The following is a 19190-nucleotide window of genomic DNA, read 5'->3' on the forward strand; positions in this document are numbered from 1 at the left end:
AATTTAGATATCGAAATCTGTTTGGAGAGTCCTGAAAAGTAATAACAATAACCAGATAGCCCAAAAATACAAAGGGAATGTGTTACAATAGAGGTAATAGCATATGCTTCAACTATGCTCAATACCATGCCTGATAAAAAAGATAATTGATAAAATCTGCATTTGGGTGAAATTAATGAGGAAAAGCGATGGGAATTTTTGATTTTTTTAAAAAGACAGAAGCACAGAAGACAACAGAAGAAACCAAAGGAGATGCTTGTCTAGGAGTTTTGGGTTTCTTTCCAATGAAAGAAAAGAGGGAATTACTGATTGCTGCGACTTTGGAAGGGAGCTTGACAGTTGGTGATCGTCTTCAGTTTTGCAATCCCGATCAAGGTATGGATACTCTTGAAACCGTAGTTGTAAAAAAACTTACTTGCCAAAACAAAGATGTGGAATCTCTTAGAGATGAGGAGTTAGTTTATCTAGAGATCGATATGCTTCCCTCTCTAGCTAAGTTAAAAAAGGGAAGTGTGCTCTATAGTCCTGGTGTAGATGCAAAAAAGCGTTTATCTAGCTATGCTTATGCTCTCTATCGAACTTTTGTGACTATTCAAGAAGGTAAAGTAAGCGATGAGGACTATCAGAATCTTAGTCTTGATGATAGTATCGAAATTTTACAGGCTTTTTTATGGGATTGCCGTCAAAAACCAAAAAGTGAAGAGAGCAATCAAGAAAATACTCGTAAGTCAGAGCGTCTAGCAGAAATTGTCAAGGACAAGTTGCTAGAAGCAGATTCGATTTATGCAGTTTATTCAGAAAATACTGGGGAACCTTATCTTTTCTCAACTACATATGATAGAGGTGACGAAGGCTATCTATGCACTGACCCGATGATTATGCTATTTACCCCTCGTTGGTATCATCAGTATAAGGAAACAATTGAAAACCAATTAAAAGTGGTAAAACGGATTGAAAATACGGAAGATAAAAAAGGAATTGAGAATTTTCTTGGAACAGCCTTTTACTTGAACGGTGCTTTAGGAGCATTCTTTAATACCAAAGAAGTTAGTATAAGTTCTTCTATTTTAGTTCAAAAACCAGATTTTTCAGGCTTGCCAGAGATACAAGTTCCTGTTATGAACCCTGATATTGTGAGATGGATGCTTTTGATGGGACAGATGGATAGACCGATTACAGAAGAGGAAGAATTAATTTATAAACTCTATTATAAGTTCTTTTCAATGGCAATGCCAAAAGCTAAATTCCTTCTTCCTATAAATGCAACATCAGGATTTCCTGAACCTAGTCAGGAAAGTAATGCTCATGTTTTAGAAGAATCCGCTACATTTAATCTTCCAACTAGAGAAGGAAAAAATGGACGAAATTCGGTTTCAGTGTTTACTGATTGGAAACGTTTGCGAATGGTTTTTGATGAAAATTGGAGCGCTATGATTGAAAACGCTGGAGGCATGATTGAAATCTTTGACTATGCCATTAACCAGACTGAGTATTATAAAGCGGGTGTTTATGTCAGTGACAAAGCGTTTAAAGAAATGCAACAGTTCAGTGAGGAACTAGAAGGAAGAGCTAAAGGTTGATCAAGGGATGAAAATAATCGTTGATAGAGAGTCTATCTGTATGGGGGATGATGTTCTGCCTCACAAGGTAGAACTTGAAGTTTCTGAGGACATAACAGTAGAGGAATTTTGTGATTTTCTTCAAAAGGACAGATATTTGCCTAGATTGGATACAGAGTGGCTTCTCCGACATGGTGGGCAGACAATAACAAGCTATCATACAGAAACAAAAGAACTGACGAATCCCAATATCTATTTAAAAGACCTGATTCATCAGAGTTCTAGAGGAAATGAATTTTTTTGGATATATCGCCGTTCCTATTAAAAAAGAGAATAAATGATTTTCTTAAAAGATAATGAATGAAAATTAGAACAATATGCATTGATTTTTTGACAACAAGAGGCAATCTAAACAGTTGGCCCTGTTTGGAGTGACTTTGACGGAAGGCAAAGCCTTCATAAAAATGGTGGAAGGAAACGATATGGCAAATAGAAGCTATATTTATTTAAAAAACGGGAAAGATGTACGTATTTTAACGGAGGGAGTTTACACCATTCCTTATTTTTGGCAATTATTTTGGGATGAAAAAGATGTGCGAATGCCTAATATTCTATGGAAAAAATTTAATATCTTACTTCCTATTGAAAAATTCCAGAAAAAGGCCACCCAAAATCGCTCTTTTTTAGAACAGAACGCTCCTCAGACCTTGCAACTATATGATGATTTTGTTCGCTATATTCTTGCAAATGTCAAAGCAGGTGACATGCTAGGATTTGATGTTTTAGAAGTTGCTGATATGGATGGATTGACTACAGCTTCGCGTAAGCTTATAAAAAATATCCGAGCCATTCAGGAAAATCAACCCCAAGAATTGGATTTTTCTTTAACAGAAAAGAACGTAATTTGGTCTGCTATGGGATTTCCTGATTATTATGCCTCAAAATTATTGCCAGAAGATAATATTCTAGACTCGGTTGCATACCAAGATGAGTTGAAGAAAATGCAAGGCCCAAAAGATAAGCAAGAACAAGAGCAAGAAGATAATCAGGAACAAGACCAAGAAGAAAAACAAGCACAAGGTCAAGAAGAGAATCAAAAACAAGATCAAGAAGAGAACCAAGAACAACGTCAAGAAGACGAGCAAGCACCACGTAAAGAAGATGAGCAAGTGCAAGGCCAAGAAAATAAGCAAGCACCACGTAAAGAAGATGAGCAAGTGCTTGATGAGACTGGTGCCGAATCTAAAGATGACGAGTACCATATTCCTTTGAGATTTTGGTTTCTCTTGGTGTTGGTAATTGTTTGGGTTTATAGATTGTTTTTAGCTAACAAATAGAAAAGAGAATAAATGAGAATTGCAGATTATAGCGTGACTAAGGCAGTGCTGGAGCGTCACGGTTTTACCTTTAAAAAGTCCTTCGGGCAAAATTTCCTGACGGATACCAATATTCTTCAAAAGATCGTGGATACGGCTGAAATTGATGATCAGGTTAATGTCATCGAAATCGGGCCAGGGATTGGTGCCTTGACAGAATTTTTGGCTGAGCGTGCAGCTCAAGTCATGGCATTTGAGATTGACCACCGTTTGGTACCGATTTTGGCAGATACCCTGCGTGATTTTGACAATGTTACCGTAGTCAACGAGGACATTCTCAAGGTCGACCTGGCGCAACATATCCAGAATTTCAAAAATCCAGACCTACCAATCAAGGTAGTAGCTAACTTGCCTTACTACATTACGACTCCTATTCTCATGCACTTGATTGAGAGTGGCATTCCTTTTAGTGAGTTTGTGGTCATGATGCAAAAAGAAGTGGCGGACCGTATCTCAGCACAGCCAAATACTAAGGCTTATGGTAGTTTGTCGATTGCGGTGCAGTATTACATGACAGCTAAGGTTGCCTTCATCGTGCCTCGTACGGTCTTTGTGCCAGCCCCAAACGTGGACTCAGCCATTTTAAAAATGGTGCGCCGTCCAGAGCCGGCTGTAGCAGTGAAAGATGAGAACTTCTTTTTTAAGGTTTCCAAGGCTAGCTTCACTCATCGTCGCAAGACATTGTGGAACAACTTAACAGGCTACTTTGGCAAGACTGATGAAATCAAGGACAAACTGACCAAGGCTTTGGATCAGGCAGGCTTGTCTCCATCTGTGCGTGGTGAAGCTCTCAGCTTGGCAGAATTTGCTAGTCTGGCAGATGCGCTTAAAGGACAAGGACTCTAAGATGCAGGGACAAATTATTAAAGCCTTGGCGGGCTTCTATTATGTGGAGAGTGATGGCCAAGTCTATCAGACACGCGCGCGTGGAAATTTCCGCAAAAAAGGTCATACGCCTTATGTTGGGGATTGGGTAGATTTTTCTGCAGAGGAAAATTCCGAAGGTTATATCCTCAAGATTTACGAACGGGAAAATAGTCTGGTCCGTCCGCCTATTGTCAATATTGACCAAGCTGTGGTGATCATGTCCGTCAAGGAACCAGACTTCAACAGCAACTTGCTGGATCGGTTCTTGGTTCTTCTGGAACACAAGGGCATCCATCCTATCGTTTATATTTCTAAAATGGACTTGCTGGAAGATAGAGGAGAACTGGATTTTTATCAGCAGACTTACGGTGCCATTGGTTATGACTTTGTGACCAGTAAGGAGGAACTCCTGCCCCTGTTGACAGGGAAAGTGACGGTCTTTATGGGGCAGACTGGTGTTGGAAAATCAACCCTCCTCAATAAAATCGCACCAGATCTCAATCTTGAAACAGGAGAGATCTCAGACAGTCTAGGTCGTGGTCGCCATACCACTCGAGCTGTTAGTTTTTACAACCTCAATGGGGGTAAAATTGCGGACACACCAGGCTTTTCATCACTGGATTATGAAGTGTCAACGGCTGAAGACCTCAATCAGGCCTTTCCAGAGATTGCCAGTGTCAATCGAGACTGCAAGTTCCGTACTTGTACCCATACCCATGAGCCGTCCTGTGCGGTTAAGCCGGCTGTCGAAGAAGGAATCATTGCAACCTTCCGTTTTGACAATTATCTGCAATTCCTCAGTGAAATTGAAAATCGCAGAGAAACCTATAAAAAAGTCAGCAAAAAAATTCCAAAATAAGGAGAAACCTATGTCTCAATACAAGATTGCTCCGTCAATTCTGGCAGCAGATTATGCCAACTTTGAACGAGAAATTAAACGCCTAGAAGCAACTGGGGCTGAATATGCCCATATCGATATCATGGATGGTCACTTTGTACCGCAAATCAGTTTTGGTGCAGGTGTGGTTGAAGCTCTTCGCCCTCATAGCAAGATGGTCTTTGACTGCCACTTGATGGTAGCTAATCCTGAGCACCATTTAGAAGACTTTGCGCGTGCAGGTGCAGATATCATCAGCATTCATGTCGAGGCGACACCTCATATCCATGGCGCTCTTCAAAAGATTCGTTCTTTGGGAGTGAAACCTTCTGTTGTCATTAACCCTGGTACGCCGGTTGAAGCTATCAAACACATACTTCACCTAGTTGACCAAGTTTTAGTCATGACGGTTAACCCTGGCTTCGGCGGGCAAGCCTTTCTACCTGAAACCATGGATAAGATTCGTGAGTTGGTTGCCCTTCGTGAGGAAAACGGCTTGAACTTTGAGATCGAAGTCGATGGTGGGATTGATGATCAAACCATTTCTCAAGCTAAAGAAGCTGGTGCGACCGTTTTTGTAGCAGGTTCCTATGTCTTTAAGGGAGATGTCAATGAGCGAGTACAAACTCTCAGAAAACAACTGGACTAGGGTTGCCGTTTTTGCAGGCGGAGATCGCGGTCATTATCGGACAAATTTTGATTGCTTTGTCGGTGTGGATCGAGGCTCGCTCTGGGTCTTGGAAGAAGACCTTCCTCTGGCTCTAGCAGTTGGGGATTTTGACTCTGTGACTGTGGAAGAGCGACAGGTGATTCATGCACGTGCCCAGCACTTTGTCCAAGCCCAGCCAGAAAAGGATGATACGGATCTGGAATTAGCTCTCTTAACCGTCTTTGAGCAAAATCCTCAGGCTCAGGTGACCATTTTTGGTGCCCTAGGTGGTCGCATCGATCATATGCTGGCCAATGTCTTTTTACCTAGCAATCCCAAGTTGGCCCCCTATATGCGCCAGATAGCGATTGAGGATGGGCAAAATGTGATTTCCTATTGTCCAGAAGGGACCAGTCAACTTGAACCACGTTCGGACTACGATTATCTAGCTTTTATGCCAGTTCGGGATAGCCAGCTGACTATTCTTGGTGCCAAGTATGAGTTGACAGAGGAAAATTTTTTCTTTAAAAAAGTGTACGCTTCTAACGAATATATAGATAGGGAAGTTTCGGTGACTTGCCCAGATGGCTATGTCGTCGTGTTGCATAGCAAGGACAGGAGGTAGGATGGAGACTGTATTATTACTATTATTAATTGTCAACCTAGCTGGACTCTTTCTGATTTGGCAAAGGCAGGATAAGCAAGACAAGTACCTAGGCAAGAGTTTGGAGGATCAAGCAGATAACTTGTCAGATCAGTTAGATTATCGTTTTGACCAAGCTAGGCAAGCCAGTCAGCTAGATCAAAAAGACTTGGAAGTAGCTGTCAGCGATCGCTTGCAGGAAGTGCGAATGGAGTTGCACCAAGGCTTGACTCAAGTCCGTCAAGAAATGACAGATAATCTTTTGCAAACTAGGGACAAGACTGACCAACGCCTCCAAGCACTGCAAGAATCAAATGAGCAACGTTTGGAACAAATGCGCCAGACAGTCGAGGAAAAGTTGGAAAAGACATTGCAGACGCGCTTGCAGGCCTCCTTCGAGACAGTTTCCAAGCAACTAGAGTCTGTCAATCGAGGTTTGGGAGAAATGCAGACAGTTGCCCGCGATGTTGGCGCACTCAACAAGGTTCTCTCTGGGACCAAGACGCGAGGGATTCTAGGAGAATTGCAACTGGGGCAAATCATCGAAGACATCATGACTCCTGCCCAGTACGAACGAGAATTTGCAACTGTTGAAAACTCCAGTGAACGAGTGGAGTATGCCATCAAGTTACCCGGACAAGGCGACCAGGAATACGTCTATCTACCAATTGATTCCAAGTTTCCACTGGCAGATTATTACCGCCTAGAAGAAGCCTATGAAGCGGGCGACAAGGACGAGATTGAACGCTGTCGCAAGTCACTCTTGGCAAGTGTTAAGCGTTTCGCCAAGGATATCAAGAGCAAGTATCTAGCGCCACCTCGGACGACCAATTTTGGAGTCTTGTTTGTTCCGACAGAAGGTCTTTATTCAGAGATCGTTCGCAATCCGGTCTTCTTTGATGATTTGAGACGGGAGGAGCAGATTATCGTTGCAGGACCAAGTACCCTATCAGCCCTGCTCAACTCCCTATCGGTTGGCTTCAAAACTCTCAATATCCAAAAGAGTGCCGACCATATCAGTAAGACCCTTGCTAGCGTTAAGACCGAGTTTGGCAAGTTCGGAGGCATTCTGGTCAAGGCACAAAAGCATCTCCAACATGCCTCTGGCAATATTGATGAATTATTAAACCGTCGTACTACAGCTATCGAGCGGACGCTCCGTCACATTGAGTTATCAGAAGGTGAGCCTGCGCTTGATCTACTCCATTTCCAAGAAGATGAGGAAGAATATGAAGATTAGTCACATGAAAAAAGATGAGCTGTTTGAAGGTTTTTACCTGATTAAATCAGCTGACCTGAGACAGACGCGTGCTGGGAAAAACTACCTAGCCTTTACCTTCCAAGACGATAGCGGCGAGATTGAAGGGAAGCTCTGGGATGCCCAACCTCATAACGTTGAGGCCTTTACCGCAGGGAAAGTAGTCCACATGCAGGGACGTCGAGAAGTTTATAACAACACTCCTCAAGTCAATCAAATTACTCTCCGCTTGCCTCAGCCCGGGGAACCCAATGATCCAGCTGACTTCAAGGTCAAGTCACCAGTTGATGTCAAGGAAATCCGTGACTACATGTCGCAAATGATTTTCAAGATTGAAAATCCTGTCTGGCAGCGTATCGTTCGTAGTCTCTACACCAAGTATGATAAGGAATTCTACTCCTATCCAGCTGCCAAGACTAACCACCATGCCTTTGAAACAGGTTTAGCCTATCATACAGCAACCATGGTGCGCTTAGCAGATGCCATTAGCGAGATCTATCCTCAGCTCAACAAGAGCCTCCTCTATGCTGGGATTATGTTGCACGACTTGGCTAAGGTTATTGAGTTGACGGGACCAGATCAGACGGAGTATACAGTACGAGGCAATCTCCTTGGCCATATCGCTCTCGTTGATAGTGAAATTACCAAGACAGTCATGGAACTCGGCATCGATGATACTAGGGAAGAAGTGGTGCTACTGCGCCATGTCATCCTCAGTCATCATGGCTTGCTGGAGTATGGAAGTCCAGTCCGTCCACGCATTATGGAGGCAGAGATTATTCATATGATTGATAATCTAGATGCCAGCATGATGATGATGTCAACAGCTCTAGCTTTGGTGGACAAAGGAGAGATGACCAATAAAATCTTCGCTATGGACAATCGTTCCTTCTATAAACCAGATTTAGATTAATAATTTAAGAAAAACGAGCATTTTTTACGCAATAATGTTCGTTTTTTTATGTGAATATGGTATAATGGATAAAATATCAAAATTAAATGGAATGGTAAATAAAAATGAAATTAAGAAGAAGTGATCGAATGGTTGTCATTTCCAACTATTTGATTAATAATCCATACAAACTAACAAGTCTCAACACCTTTGCAGAAAAGTACGAATCTGCTAAATCATCGATTTCTGAGGACATTGTGATTATCAAGCGTGCCTTTGAGGAAATCGAAATCGGCCATATCCAGACTGTGACTGGAGCAGGTGGTGGCGTTATCTTTACACCATCAATTTCTAGTCATGAAGCCAAAGAAATGATCGCAGACTTGCGTGACAAACTTTCAGAAAGCGACCGCATCTTGCCAGGTGGCTATATCTATCTGTCTGATCTGCTTAGTACGCCTGCCATTTTGAAAAATATTGGTCGTATCATTGCCAAGAGCTTTATGGACCAAAAAATCGATGCCGTTATGACAGTAGCAACAAAAGGTGTGCCACTCGCAAATGCAGTTGCCAATGTCCTCAATGTTCCGTTTGTCATTGTGCGTCGTGACTTAAAAATTACCGAAGGTTCAACGGTCAGTGTCAACTATGTTTCAGGTTCAAGTGGTGACCGTATTGAGAAAATGTTCCTTTCAAAACGCAGCCTCAAGGCAGGCAGTCGTGTCTTGATTGTGGATGACTTCTTGAAAGGTGGCGGAACTGTCAACGGGATGATTAGTCTCTTGCGTGAGTTCGATTCTGAACTAGCTGGTGTCGCAGTCTTTGCAGACAATGCCCAAGAAGAACGTGAAAAGCAGTTCGATTACAAGTCACTCTTGAAAGTAACCAATATTGATGTTAAGAACCAATCCATCGATGTTGAGATTGGAAATATTTTTGACGAAGACAAATAAGAGATAGAACTAAAGGTTGGAACGATTGTCCCAGCCTTTCTTTGCAAACAGAATAGAAGGAAGCTTATGAAAACACCATTTATCAGCCGAGAAGATTTAGAAACAATTGTTGCAGAGTTCCCGACTCCCTTTCACTTATATGACGAGAAGGGGATTCGCGAGAAAGCGCGAGCAGTCAACCAGGCCTTTTCTTGGAACAAGGGCTTTAAAGAATATTTTGCAGTCAAGGCCACCCCAACCCCAGCCATCTTGAAAATCCTCCAAGAGGAAGGTTGTGGTGTGGACTGTTCTAGTTATGTAGAGCTCTTGATGAGCCATAAACTGGATTTTCCGGGTTCTGAGATCATGTTCTCTTCTAACAATACCCCAGACCAAGAGTACACCTATGCGCGTGAATTGGGCGCAACCATTAACTTGGATGCCTTTGAAGACATTGAGCATCTGGAGCGAGCGGCAGGCATTCCCAAAACTATTTCTTGCCGTTACAATCCAGGCGGAGTCTTTGAGCTAGGAACAGATATCATGGACAATCCTGGGGAGGCCAAGTTTGGTATGACCAAGGATCAACTCTTTGAGGCCTTTGCTGTTTTGAAGGAAAAAGGAGCCAAGACATTTGGGATCCACTCTTTCCTAGCATCCAATACTGTCACCCATCTCTATTATCCAGAGTTGGCACGTCAGCTCTTTGAATTGGCTGTTGAAATCAAGGAAACGTTGGGCATTTCGCTAGACTTTATCAATCTTTCTGGCGGAATCGGAGTCAATTACCGTCCAGACCAGGAGCCAAATGACATCGCTGTGATTGGTGAAGGGGTGCGTATGGTTTATGAAGAAGTCCTCACACCTGCAGGACTTGGTCAGGTCAAGATTTTCACCGAATTGGGTCGTTTTATGTTAGCCCCTCATGGAGCTCTCGTCACAAAAGTCACCCATAAGAAGAAAACTTACCGTACCTATCTAGGTGTGGATGCATCAGCAGTCAACCTCATGCGCCCAGCCATGTATGGGGCCTACCACCATATCACTAATCTGACCCATCCAGACGGACCAGTTGAGATGGTAGATGTGGTCGGTTCACTCTGCGAAAACAATGATAAATTTGCCATTAATCGCGAACTACCTCATACAGAAATCGGTGATTTGCTAGTGATTCATGATACAGGTGCACATGGATTCTCCATGGGTTACCAGTACAATGCCAAACTACGCTCTGCAGAAATCCTCTATACCGAAGAAGGCAAAGCCCGCCAAATCCGCCGTGCAGAGCGTCCTGAGGACTATTTCGCAACCTTGTATGGTTTTGATTTTGAATCGGATCATTAAAAGAAATTGAAAATGAAAGTGAAAAACAGATTGCTTTCTAAAAAATAGACAAAAAAACCTTGTTTTTCACCTTACTCGTGATATAATAAAACTATAAAACGGTTTCAAGGAAGGTGACGATATGTCTGAAGAAACAATTGACTATGGACAAGTGACAGGAATGGTGCATTCGACAGAGAGTTTTGGGGCGGTAGATGGCCCTGGGATTCGGTTCATTGTCTTTTTGCAGGGTTGTCACATGCGTTGCCAATACTGTCATAACCCCGACACATGGGCTATGGAGACCAATAAATCACGCGAACGAACAGTAGACGATGTCTTGACAGAAGCCCTTCGCTACCGTGGTTTCTGGGGAGACAAGGGAGGAATCACTGTTAGTGGAGGAGAAGCCCTCTTACAGATTGATTTCCTAATTGCCCTCTTTACCAAGGCCAAGGAAAAAGGAATCCACTGTACCTTGGATACCTGTGCCCTTCCGTTCCGTAATAAACCACGTTATCTCGAAAAGTTTAATAAACTCATGGCGGTGACAGACTTGGTTCTCCTGGATATCAAGGAAATCAACGAAGAACAGCACAAGATTGTCACAAGTCAAACCAATAAAAACATTTTGGCCTGTGCCCAGTACCTGTCAGATATTGGGAAGCCTGTTTGGATTCGCCACGTGCTGGTTCCGGGATTGACAGACAGAGATGAGGACTTGATCGAACTTGGTAAATTCGTCAAAACCCTCAAAAACGTTGATAAGTTTGAAATCCTACCTTATCACACGATGGGAGAATTCAAGTGGCGTGAACTTGGGATTCCTTATTCGCTCGAAGGGGTCAAACCTCCAACAGCAGACCGTGTCAAGAATGCAAAGGAATTGATGGATACAGAAAGCTACCAAGACTACATGAAACGTGTTCATGGATAAAAAAGAAGCCTGATGGAGACATCGGGCTTTTGTAATGCATAAAAAGCCTAGCCTTTCAGCTAAGCTTTTTTCTTATTTTCTAGAATGTTGTTTACCAGCATTGCGTTTTTTATGTTTCTTGTTAGTCATGATCGCAGTTGCTTGGTTTGGAGTGACATCTTTGCGTCCGCCTCCAGTTGAAAATGAACGTGCTTTTGGTGGATTTTTGGCAAATTCTTCACGAACTTTTTTGCGAAGTTTTGGACGAACAACATAGTTAACGATGAATTGTTGGAGAATCATCATGAAACCACCGACAACCCAGTAAAGTGTCACACTTGCTGGTGCGAAGAAGGAGAAGACGACAATCATGAGTGGGCTCATGTAAATCATTTTCTTGAGCTGTTCTCTTTGCATCTCGTCTTCTACTCCATGAAGTGAGAGGAGTGATTGGAGATAGTAGAGGATACCAGCGAAGGCAACAAGGAGCATACTTGGTGAACCAAGATCGATACCCAAGAAGGTAGAGCTAGCTACCCCATCAGTGTATTGGGCTGCAAAGTAGATAGCAGAGAAGAAAGGCATTTGAATGAGGATAGGGAAGCATCCTACACCACCTAACATGCTGATGCCGTGTTCTTTCTGAGCTGCAAAGAGAGCTTGTTGAGCCTCTAGTTTTTCTTCCTGAGTTGTTGCTTCTTTGAGACGTGTTTGATGCGGTTCAAGCACGTGTTTGAGGGCGTTCATCTTTTCAGAGTGAAGTGTCGCCTTCCATGATTGGTAGATACCAAGTGGCAAGATAATCAAGCGCACGATAATGGTTACGATAATGATAGCCACACCAAAGCCTAGACCTTTATCAGTAGCGAAGTACTTGATAGCTTCAGCCATAGGTGCTCCGATGGTATTCCAAATCAACCCTGTGGGTTGTCCTGTTGCTTTGTCTACTTGGACACAGCCTGACAAGACGAGTAGCATAGCCACTCCCATAGCAGAGAGGGCAAAACGTTTAATAGATTCCAATGTTTTCATTCCTTCTTTAAAAATTATACCTTTCTATTCTACTGTTTTTTTGTAAAATATACAATAGTTCTGGAGACCTAATTTGCGACTTTGAAGTCTGAATAGGATGAAAAGTTGCTCATTTGCACATCCAGATAGGTAACTTTTGAAAAAGGTGTCGGACCTTTTCGGATTTCTTGGATAAATTTTGCCATAGTGGCAGAGGAGTCTGCCTGAGCAAGAATTTCCACTGTGCCATCGTCATTATTCCAGACACGACCAGTGATGCCACCCATTTCAAGAGCTAAAGTATAAACACCCCAGCGAAAACCAACACCCTGAACCCTGCCTTGGGCAATCATTCTAACCTTTTGCATACCAAACCCCTTTGATTGTGTTATAATGTTTCTATGACTATTATAACCTCAAAAGCCAATTCTGTGGTAAAAAATGCCAAGAAATTACATCAAAAAAAATATCGAAAGTCTGCTTATTTGATTGAGGGCTGGCACTTGTTTGAAGAAGCTGTTCAAGCTGGAGTGACGATTGAAAAGGTCTTTGCCCTAGAAAGTTACCGAGGTCAGCTAGCCGCTTTTCCTCAAACTATCTGGGTTTCAGAGGAGATTTTGCTGGATTTGGCAGATACGCAAACTCCTCAAGGGATTGTTGCGGTGATTCAGAAAGAAGAAGTGGGACTGCCTGAACTCCATCAGGGGAAGTTTCTATTTTTAGAAGACGTCCAAGATCCTGGTAATGTTGGCACCATGGTTCGGACTGCGGATGCTGCAGGTTTTACAGGGGTTATTGTTTCAGACAAGTCAGCGGATATCTACAGTCTTAAGACCCTGCGTTCCATGCAAGGAAGTCATTTTCATTTACCCATCTATCGGATGTCTCTTGCCACCTTTGTAGAGGAGGCAAAGAAGAGCGATTTGCCCATTCTGGCAACGACCTTATCGAGAGAGTCAAAGGATTATCGTGAGCTTTCTCCCTTAGAAAACTTTGCTTTAGTCATGGGAAATGAAGGACAAGGAATTAGTTCTGTCATGGCTGAGAGTGCTGATCAGCTGGTTCATATTGGCATGAAAGGCCGAGCAGAAAGTCTCAACGTAGCAGTTGCAGCAGGAATTTTGATGTTTTATTTTAGCTAATTTATAAAATCTTTGTTATAATCAAGACATATTTATAGAAAAAGGAGAATCAGAATGAATCAAACGATTATTCAAGAACGTTCAGGTCTTAATCAATTTTACGCTAAGGTTTATGCCTTTGTGGGACTTGGGATTGGTCTATCGGCTCTCGTGTCAGCTTTGATGTTGACAGTCTTTCAGTCCCAATTAGTCTACTTTTTAATGCATGGCCGTCTCTGGTTGATGATTGCAACTTTTGCAGAACTTGCTCTAGTCTTTGTTGCAAGTAGCATGGCTGCCAAAAATAGCCCAGCAGCTCTCCCAGTATTTTTAGTTTATTCTGTTTTAAATGGTTTTACCCTTAGCTTTGTCGTAGCCTTCTATACACCTGGGACCGTCTTATCAGCCTTTGTATCCAGCGCCCTTCTCTTCTTTGTCATGGCGGCAATCGGAATTTTCACTAAGAAAGATTTGAGTGGAATGGGCCGAGCTTTGATGGCGGCGCTTGTTGGTCTCATCATTGCCATGGTTGTGAATCTATTTTTAGCCAATAGCTTCTTTGACTACATGATTAGTATTGCCATGGTCTTGGTCTTCTCAGGTTTGATTGCTTGGGATAACCAAAAGATTCGCTATGTTTATGAACAGTCACGAGGACAAGTAGCGACAGGATGGGTCATCTCAATGGCGCTTAGCATCTACCTAGACTTTATCAACCTCTTCCTTAGCATCTTACGAATCTTTGGTCGAAACGATTAATGAATGTCAGAGTCAGTGTTCAAAAGAGCACTGACTTTTTCTTATTTACTCTTTTCTTTTCTTGGAAATAGGTGTATAATGCTTTTAACTAATTTTTGAGGAGCTGTTTATGAAGAAAAGTTTTATTCATCAACAAGAAGAAATTTCCTTTGTTAAAAATACCTTTACCCAGTATTTGAAAGATAAGTTAGAAGTTGTTGAAGTTCAAGGTCCTATCTTGAGCAAGGTCGGAGATGGGATGCAGGACAACCTGTCAGGTGTCGAAAATCCAGTATCTGTCAAGGTTTTGCAGATTCCAGATGAAACCTATGAAGTCGTTCACTCACTTGCCAAATGGAAACGCCACACCTTGGCTCGTTTTGGTTTCGGTGAAGGTGAGGGTCTATTTGTTCACATGAAGGCCCTTCGTCCAGACGAAGATTCGCTTGATGCGACCCACTCAGTTTATGTGGACCAGTGGGACTGGGAGAAGGTTATCCCAAATGGTCAACGCAATATCGCCTATCTCAAAGAAACCGTTGAGAAGATTTACAAGGCTATTCGTCTGACAGAGCTAGCCGTAGAAGCCCGCTATGATATCGAATCCATCTTGCCAAAGCAAATCACCTTTATCCATACAGAAGAGTTGGTAGAACGTTACCCAGACTTGACACCAAAAGAGCGTGAAAATGCAATCTGTAAAGAGTTTGGTGCAGTCTTCTTGATTGGTATCGGTGGCGAGTTGCCTGACGGAAAACCTCATGATGGCCGTGCACCTGACTACGATGACTGGACAACAGAGTCTGAAAATGGCTACAAAGGGTTGAATGGCGATATTCTCGTTTGGAACGAATCTCTTGGTTGTGCCTTTGAACTTTCATCAATGGGGATTCGGGTAGATGAGGATACCCTTCGTCGCCAAGTGGCTCTTACAGGAGACGAAGATCGTCTTGAGCTGGAATGGCATAAAGCCCTGCTTAACGGCCTTTTTCCACTGACAATCGGTGGAGGGATCGGACAGTCTCGGATGGCCATGTTCCTTCTTCGTAAGAAACACATCGGAGAGGTTCAGACCAGTGTTTGGCCTCAAGAAGTTCGCGATACGTACGAAAATATTTTGTAGAGAATCGAACCGCAAGGTTCGGTTTTCTTTCTCTTTTTGCCTATAATTTGGTATAATAAACGGTATGAAAATCGTATCAGGAATCTACGGAGGGCGTCCCCTCAAGACGCTAGAAGGCAAGACGACGAGGCCGACATCAGATAAGGTGCGTGGAGCTATCTTTAACATGATAGGTCCCTATTTTGAGGGTGGTCGTGTTTTGGATCTCTATGCTGGCAGTGGTGGCTTATCCATTGAGGCAGTCTCGCGTGGGATGTCCCATGCTGTCTTAGTGGAACGGGATCGAAAGGCACAAGCTGTCATCGCTGAAAATATCCAAATGACCAAGGAAGCTTCCAAATTTCAGTTCTTAAAGATGGAGGCTGACCGAGCCTTGGAGCAAGTGAAAGGTCCCTTTGACCTGGTCTTTTTAGACCCTCCCTATGCCAAGGAACAAATCGTTGCAGATATCGAAAAAATGGCAGAAAGAAACCTTTTCTCCGAAGAGATCATGGTTGTCTGTGAAACCGATAAGTCTGTAGAACTACCAGAAGAAATCGCCTGCTTAGGTATCTGGAAGGAAAAAATATATGGGATTAGTAAGGTGACGGTCTATGTCAGATAAAATTGGATTATTTACAGGTTCATTTGATCCTATGACAAATGGACATCTGGATATCATTGAACGTGCCAGCAAACTCTTTGATAAGCTCTATGTCGGGGTGTTCTACAATCCCCACAAACAAGGCTTTCTCCCTGTTGAAAACCGCAAACGGGCAGTCGAAAAAGCGGTGGCGCATTTAGATAATGTAGAGGTGCTGGCTTCTCATGATCAACTAGTCGTTGATGTTGCAAGAAGACTGGGTGCTAAGACCCTTGTCCGTGGCTTGCGAAATACCACCGACTTGCAATACGAGTCTAGCTTTGACTACTACAATCATCAACTGGCTCCAGAAATCGAAACCATTTACCTATATAGCCGCCCAGAGCATCTTTATATCAGCTCTTCGGCCGTGAGAGAACTTCTGAAGTTTGGTCAGGAGATTCAGCAATATGTCCCAAACAGTGTTGTGGAGGAATTAGAACATGAAGAAAAAAACTAGATGGCCCTTATATGTCATCCTAGCACTAGTATTGACTTTTTTAGCCTTTGTAGTACCTTTACCTTACTACATAGAAGTTCCAGGTGGAGCGGAAGATATTCGTCGCGTTTTGAAAGTCAATGAAACAGAAGACACAGAAGCAGGAGCTTACCAGTTTGTAACAGTCGGTATTCGACACGCAACCCTATCGCATCTTGTCTATGCTTGGTTAACACCTTTCACAGATATTAGAAGTGCCAAGGAGACTACGGGTGGCTCTACTGATGCAGAATTTATGCGGATCAATCAGTTCTACATGCAAACGTCCCAAAACATGGCCAAGTATCAAGGATTGAAGACGGCTGGAAAGGATATCGAACTCAAGTATCTGGGAGTTTATGTCTTGACCGTGACGGACAATTCAACTTTTAAGGGCATTCTGAACATAGCAGACACCGTGACGGCTGTTAATGACAAAACATTTGACAGTTCAAAAGACTTGGTCGACTATGTCAATTCTCAACAATTAGGAGACACGGTCAAGGTAACCTATGAGGAAGACGGAAAAGTCAAGTCTGCAGAAGGTAAAATTATCACTCTCGAAAACGGGAAAAACGGGATTGGGATTGGCTTGATTGACCGTACGGAAGTGACCAGTGACGTTCCAATTCGCTTTTCAACAGCTGGTATTGGCGGGCCAAGTGCCGGTCTTATGTTTAGTCTAGCTATTTACACTCAGATAGCAGATCCAGGACTTCGTAATGGTCGCGTCGTTGCGGGAACGGGAACCATTGATCGCGATGGAAATGTTGGAGACATCGGTGGAATTGACAAAAAAGTGGTTGCAGCCTCTCGTCAGGGAGCTAACATCTTTTTTGCTCCTGACAATCCAGTCACTGAGGAAGCAAAAAAAGCAGATCCCAATGCGAAAAGCAACTATGAAACAGCCCTAGAAGCTGCTAAAACGATCAAAACAGAGATGAAAATCGTTCCCGTTAAGACCTTGCAGGATGCGATTGATTACCTTAAAAACAATCCCTAATTCGTAGAAAAATTGAAAACTAGCGCGCAAGCGGATAAGATGGTATAATAGTCAAATGGTTCAATTATTATTCACTCTAAGTAGTCATATACTCTTTATTTATTTGAGTTTTTACCTTTTGAAGGATCTTGTGAGATGGGAAAAGGTTTTAAAAGTGACCGCTACTAACACAAAAAAAGTTCGTTTGTTGGTAGGCTTCTTTAGTATTGTGATGGGCTACATCTTGAGTTCATTCTTTATCAGTTTGTACCAACTGTGGCAAGAAGCACTTAGAGGACTATTATAAAATCAAAAGTAAAGGAAACAACTATGGAAAAAATTGTGGTTCAAGGCGGTGATAATCGTCTGGTCGGGAGTGTGACCATCGAGGGGGCAAAGAATGCCGTCTTGCCCTTGTTGGCAGCGACTATTCTAGCAAGCAAGGGTAAGACAGTCTTGCAGAACGTCCCAATCTTGTCAGATGTTTTCACCATGAATCAAGTGGTTCGAGGTCTGAATGCCAAGGTGGACTTTGATGAGGAAGCTCATGTTGTCGAGGTTGATGCGACTGGTGATATCACGGAGGAAGCTCCATACAAGTATGTCAGCAAGATGCGTGCATCCATCGTTGTCTTGGGACCAATCCTTGCTCGTGTAGGCCATGCCAAAGTTTCTATGCCAGGAGGGTGCACTATCGGGAGTCGTCCCATCGACCTCCACCTCAAAGGTTTGGAAGCTATGGGGGCAAAGATTACCCAGACAGCTGGTTACATCGAAGCCAAGGCAGAACGCCTGCATGGCGCTCATATCTACATGGACTTCCCTAGTGTCGGAGCAACACAAAACCTCATGATGGCGGCAACTCTAGCTGACGGTGTGACAGTGATAGAAAATGCTGCGCGTGAGCCGGAAATTGTTGACCTCGCTATTCTCCTTAATGAAATGGGAGCCAAGGTCAAGGGAGCTGGTACCGAAACAATCACAGTGACTGGTGTCGAGGAACTCCATGGTACGACTCATAATGTGGTACAGGACCGTATCGAAGCAGGAACCTTTATGGTAGCGGCAGCTATGACAGGTGGCGATGTCCTCGTTCGAGATGCAGTCTGGGAACATAATCGCCCCTTGATCTCAAAACTACTTGAAATGGGCGTTGAAGTGACAGAGGAGTCAGAAGGCATCCGTGTTCGTTCTCAACTGGAAAATCTCAAGGCTGTTCATGTAAAAACCTTACCACATCCAGGATTCCCAACAGATATGCAGGCGCAATTTACAGCTCTGATGACAGTCGCAAAAGGGGAATCCACCATGGTGGAAACGGTGTTTGAGAATCGCTTCCAACACTTAGAGGAAATGCGCCGTATGGGTTTGCATTCAGAGATTATCCGTGACACGGCTCGTATTGTTGGGGGACAAGCTTTACAGGGGGCTGAAGTTCTATCAACGGATCTTCGCGCTAGTGCTGCTTTGATTTTGACAGGTCTGGTGGCGCAGGGAGAAACAGTTGTCGGTAAGTTAGTCCACCTTGATAGAGGTTACTACCGTTTTCATGAGAAATTGGCTCAGCTAGGAGCGAAGATTCAGCGAATCGAGGCAAATGATGAAGAAGAATAAAAATTTACGCTATGTACTCCGTCGTTTACTGTTGATTTTTATCGTACTATTGCTAGGCTTTTTGGCTTTAGGAATCGGCTTGATGGTTGGTTATGGTATCCTAGGAAAGGGACAGGATCCATGGGCAATCTTGTCTCCAGCAAAGTGGCAGGAATTGATTAGCAAATTTACAGGAAATTAGACTGGGAGACCAGTCTTTTTCTAAAGAA

Annotated in this window: 23 protein-coding genes; 21 read left to right on the plus strand and 2 right to left on the minus strand. The window is 43.1% G+C overall.

What is annotated here, in order from left to right:
* Window positions 1-188 precede the first annotated feature (188 nt).
* From DG474_RS01175 to pflA, 12 genes are all read left to right on the plus strand, one after another.
* Window positions 189-1580: an SseB family protein gene (locus DG474_RS01175; protein WP_255778371.1), complete on the plus strand. Its 1392-nt coding sequence runs from the start codon at window positions 189-191 to the stop codon at window positions 1578-1580.
* A gap of 7 nt (window positions 1581-1587) precedes the next feature.
* Complete coding sequence (locus DG474_RS01180) at window positions 1588-1884, plus strand: hypothetical protein (RefSeq protein ID WP_255778372.1); 297 nt, start codon at window positions 1588-1590, stop codon at window positions 1882-1884.
* 157 nt (window positions 1885-2041) lie between these two features.
* Entirely contained in the window at window positions 2042-2896 is an 855-nt protein-coding gene (locus tag DG474_RS01185) for a dimethyladenosine transferase (RefSeq protein WP_255778373.1), read from the plus strand.
* Between the two features lie 12 nt (window positions 2897-2908).
* Window positions 2909-3781: a 16S rRNA (adenine(1518)-N(6)/adenine(1519)-N(6))-dimethyltransferase RsmA gene (gene rsmA, locus DG474_RS01190; protein ID WP_255778375.1), complete on the plus strand. Its 873-nt coding sequence runs from the start codon at window positions 2909-2911 to the stop codon at window positions 3779-3781.
* A gap of 1 nt (window position 3782) precedes the next feature.
* On the plus strand, window positions 3783-4661 hold the full coding sequence (gene rsgA / locus DG474_RS01195) for a ribosome small subunit-dependent GTPase A (RefSeq protein ID WP_255778381.1): 879 nt from the start codon (window positions 3783-3785) through the stop codon (window positions 4659-4661).
* 10 nt (window positions 4662-4671) lie between these two features.
* Window positions 4672-5328 carry a ribulose-phosphate 3-epimerase gene (gene rpe, locus DG474_RS01200; protein ID WP_255778384.1) on the plus strand — a complete coding sequence of 219 codons (657 nt, stop codon included), beginning with the start codon at window positions 4672-4674 and terminating at the stop codon, window positions 5326-5328.
* Window positions 5291-5953, plus strand: coding sequence for a thiamine diphosphokinase (locus DG474_RS01205; RefSeq protein ID WP_125391566.1), 663 nt, complete (start codon window positions 5291-5293; stop codon window positions 5951-5953). Before rpe ends, DG474_RS01205 begins: the two co-directional genes overlap by 38 nt.
* Window position 5954: 1 nt before the next feature.
* Window positions 5955-7211, plus strand: a complete 1257-nt coding sequence (locus DG474_RS01210; protein WP_255778390.1) for a DNA recombination protein RmuC — start codon at window positions 5955-5957, stop codon at window positions 7209-7211.
* Window positions 7201-8142 carry a 3'-5' exoribonuclease YhaM family protein gene (locus DG474_RS01215; RefSeq protein WP_049478352.1) on the plus strand — a complete coding sequence of 314 codons (942 nt, stop codon included), beginning with the start codon at window positions 7201-7203 and terminating at the stop codon, window positions 8140-8142. Before DG474_RS01210 ends, DG474_RS01215 begins: the two co-directional genes overlap by 11 nt.
* Before the next feature lie 104 nt (window positions 8143-8246).
* A complete protein-coding gene (gene purR / locus DG474_RS01220; protein WP_002874197.1) occupies window positions 8247-9074 on the plus strand; it encodes a pur operon repressor in 828 nt (275 codons plus the stop codon).
* Window positions 9075-9140: 66 nt separating this feature from the next.
* The gene (locus DG474_RS01225; protein WP_255778397.1) at window positions 9141-10397 is read left to right on the plus strand and encodes a diaminopimelate decarboxylase; all 1257 of its coding nucleotides are present in this window, start codon (window positions 9141-9143) and stop codon (window positions 10395-10397) included.
* Between the two features lie 121 nt (window positions 10398-10518).
* Complete coding sequence (pflA, locus tag DG474_RS01230; protein ID WP_001288281.1) at window positions 10519-11313, plus strand: pyruvate formate-lyase-activating protein; 795 nt, start codon at window positions 10519-10521, stop codon at window positions 11311-11313.
* 72 nt (window positions 11314-11385) lie between these two features.
* Here pflA and yidC read toward each other — a convergent pair whose 3' ends face one another.
* Both yidC and DG474_RS01240 read right to left on the minus strand, forming a co-directional pair.
* Window positions 11386-12315, minus strand: coding sequence for a membrane protein insertase YidC (gene yidC, locus DG474_RS01235; protein WP_255778952.1), 930 nt, complete (start codon window positions 12313-12315; stop codon window positions 11386-11388).
* 77 nt (window positions 12316-12392) lie between these two features.
* A complete protein-coding gene (locus DG474_RS01240) occupies window positions 12393-12671 on the minus strand; it encodes an acylphosphatase (protein ID WP_255778403.1) in 279 nt (92 codons plus the stop codon).
* 33 nt (window positions 12672-12704) lie between these two features.
* On the opposite strand from DG474_RS01240, the gene DG474_RS01245 reads away from it, so the two are divergent.
* From DG474_RS01245 to DG474_RS01285, 9 genes are all read left to right on the plus strand, one after another.
* Window positions 12705-13445 (plus strand): TrmH family RNA methyltransferase, encoded by a 741-nt coding sequence (locus DG474_RS01245; protein WP_255778405.1) that lies wholly within the window; start codon window positions 12705-12707, stop codon window positions 13443-13445.
* Window positions 13446-13499: 54 nt separating this feature from the next.
* On the plus strand, window positions 13500-14183 hold the full coding sequence (locus DG474_RS01250) for a Bax inhibitor-1/YccA family protein (protein WP_001076870.1): 684 nt from the start codon (window positions 13500-13502) through the stop codon (window positions 14181-14183).
* A gap of 109 nt (window positions 14184-14292) precedes the next feature.
* Entirely contained in the window at window positions 14293-15285 is a 993-nt protein-coding gene (asnA, locus tag DG474_RS01255) for an aspartate--ammonia ligase (protein WP_000747998.1), read from the plus strand.
* A gap of 64 nt (window positions 15286-15349) precedes the next feature.
* Window positions 15350-15889, plus strand: coding sequence for a 16S rRNA (guanine(966)-N(2))-methyltransferase RsmD (rsmD, locus tag DG474_RS01260; RefSeq protein ID WP_070656921.1), 540 nt, complete (start codon window positions 15350-15352; stop codon window positions 15887-15889).
* Entirely contained in the window at window positions 15879-16367 is a 489-nt protein-coding gene (gene coaD, locus DG474_RS01265) for a pantetheine-phosphate adenylyltransferase (protein ID WP_001280715.1), read from the plus strand. Before rsmD ends, coaD begins: the two co-directional genes overlap by 11 nt.
* Entirely contained in the window at window positions 16351-17388 is a 1038-nt protein-coding gene (locus DG474_RS01270) for a SepM family pheromone-processing serine protease (protein WP_049501597.1), read from the plus strand. Before coaD ends, DG474_RS01270 begins: the two co-directional genes overlap by 17 nt.
* Window positions 17389-17443: 55 nt before the next feature.
* Window positions 17444-17674 carry a DUF1146 family protein gene (locus DG474_RS01275; protein ID WP_002892633.1) on the plus strand — a complete coding sequence of 77 codons (231 nt, stop codon included), beginning with the start codon at window positions 17444-17446 and terminating at the stop codon, window positions 17672-17674.
* Window positions 17675-17697: 23 nt separating this feature from the next.
* The gene (murA, locus tag DG474_RS01280) at window positions 17698-18981 is read left to right on the plus strand and encodes a UDP-N-acetylglucosamine 1-carboxyvinyltransferase (RefSeq protein WP_000411918.1); all 1284 of its coding nucleotides are present in this window, start codon (window positions 17698-17700) and stop codon (window positions 18979-18981) included.
* Window positions 18968-19162, plus strand: coding sequence for a DNA-directed RNA polymerase subunit beta (locus tag DG474_RS01285; RefSeq protein WP_000739701.1), 195 nt, complete (start codon window positions 18968-18970; stop codon window positions 19160-19162). The genes murA and DG474_RS01285 overlap by 14 nt, the downstream gene beginning before the upstream one ends.
* Window positions 19163-19190: the final 28 nt, after the last annotated feature.

The organism is Streptococcus oralis, assembly GCF_024399415.1.
GTDB classification, from domain to species: domain Bacteria; phylum Bacillota; class Bacilli; order Lactobacillales; family Streptococcaceae; genus Streptococcus; species Streptococcus oralis_CS.

What these genes read in the sequence shown, in the direction of transcription:
- DG474_RS01185 (WP_255778373.1), top strand. Translation starts at nt 2,042, where the DNA reads ATGGCAAATAGAAGCTATATTTATTTAAAAAACGGGAAAGATGTACGT.
- DG474_RS01275 (WP_002892633.1), top strand. Translation starts at nt 17,444, where the DNA reads ATGGTTCAATTATTATTCACTCTAAGTAGTCATATACTCTTTATTTAT.
- DG474_RS01180 (WP_255778372.1), top strand. Translation starts at nt 1,588, where the DNA reads ATGAAAATAATCGTTGATAGAGAGTCTATCTGTATGGGGGATGATGTT.
- murA (WP_000411918.1), top strand. Translation starts at nt 17,698, where the DNA reads ATGGAAAAAATTGTGGTTCAAGGCGGTGATAATCGTCTGGTCGGGAGT.
- DG474_RS01250 (WP_001076870.1), top strand. Translation starts at nt 13,500, where the DNA reads ATGAATCAAACGATTATTCAAGAACGTTCAGGTCTTAATCAATTTTAC.
- rsgA (WP_255778381.1), top strand. Translation starts at nt 3,783, where the DNA reads ATGCAGGGACAAATTATTAAAGCCTTGGCGGGCTTCTATTATGTGGAG.
- DG474_RS01270 (WP_049501597.1), top strand. Translation starts at nt 16,351, where the DNA reads ATGAAGAAAAAAACTAGATGGCCCTTATATGTCATCCTAGCACTAGTA.
- rsmA (WP_255778375.1), top strand. Translation starts at nt 2,909, where the DNA reads ATGAGAATTGCAGATTATAGCGTGACTAAGGCAGTGCTGGAGCGTCAC.
- DG474_RS01240 (WP_255778403.1), bottom strand. Translation starts at nt 12,671, where the DNA reads ATGCAAAAGGTTAGAATGATTGCCCAAGGCAGGGTTCAGGGTGTTGGT.
- pflA (WP_001288281.1), top strand. Translation starts at nt 10,519, where the DNA reads ATGTCTGAAGAAACAATTGACTATGGACAAGTGACAGGAATGGTGCAT.
- rsmD (WP_070656921.1), top strand. Translation starts at nt 15,350, where the DNA reads ATGAAAATCGTATCAGGAATCTACGGAGGGCGTCCCCTCAAGACGCTA.
- DG474_RS01215 (WP_049478352.1), top strand. Translation starts at nt 7,201, where the DNA reads ATGAAGATTAGTCACATGAAAAAAGATGAGCTGTTTGAAGGTTTTTAC.
- DG474_RS01225 (WP_255778397.1), top strand. Translation starts at nt 9,141, where the DNA reads ATGAAAACACCATTTATCAGCCGAGAAGATTTAGAAACAATTGTTGCA.
- rpe (WP_255778384.1), top strand. Translation starts at nt 4,672, where the DNA reads ATGTCTCAATACAAGATTGCTCCGTCAATTCTGGCAGCAGATTATGCC.
- DG474_RS01245 (WP_255778405.1), top strand. Translation starts at nt 12,705, where the DNA reads ATGACTATTATAACCTCAAAAGCCAATTCTGTGGTAAAAAATGCCAAG.
- DG474_RS01285 (WP_000739701.1), top strand. Translation starts at nt 18,968, where the DNA reads ATGAAGAAGAATAAAAATTTACGCTATGTACTCCGTCGTTTACTGTTG.
- coaD (WP_001280715.1), top strand. Translation starts at nt 15,879, where the DNA reads ATGTCAGATAAAATTGGATTATTTACAGGTTCATTTGATCCTATGACA.
- DG474_RS01205 (WP_125391566.1), top strand. Translation starts at nt 5,291, where the DNA reads ATGAGCGAGTACAAACTCTCAGAAAACAACTGGACTAGGGTTGCCGTT.
- DG474_RS01210 (WP_255778390.1), top strand. Translation starts at nt 5,955, where the DNA reads ATGGAGACTGTATTATTACTATTATTAATTGTCAACCTAGCTGGACTC.
- purR (WP_002874197.1), top strand. Translation starts at nt 8,247, where the DNA reads ATGAAATTAAGAAGAAGTGATCGAATGGTTGTCATTTCCAACTATTTG.
- asnA (WP_000747998.1), top strand. Translation starts at nt 14,293, where the DNA reads ATGAAGAAAAGTTTTATTCATCAACAAGAAGAAATTTCCTTTGTTAAA.
- DG474_RS01175 (WP_255778371.1), top strand. Translation starts at nt 189, where the DNA reads ATGGGAATTTTTGATTTTTTTAAAAAGACAGAAGCACAGAAGACAACA.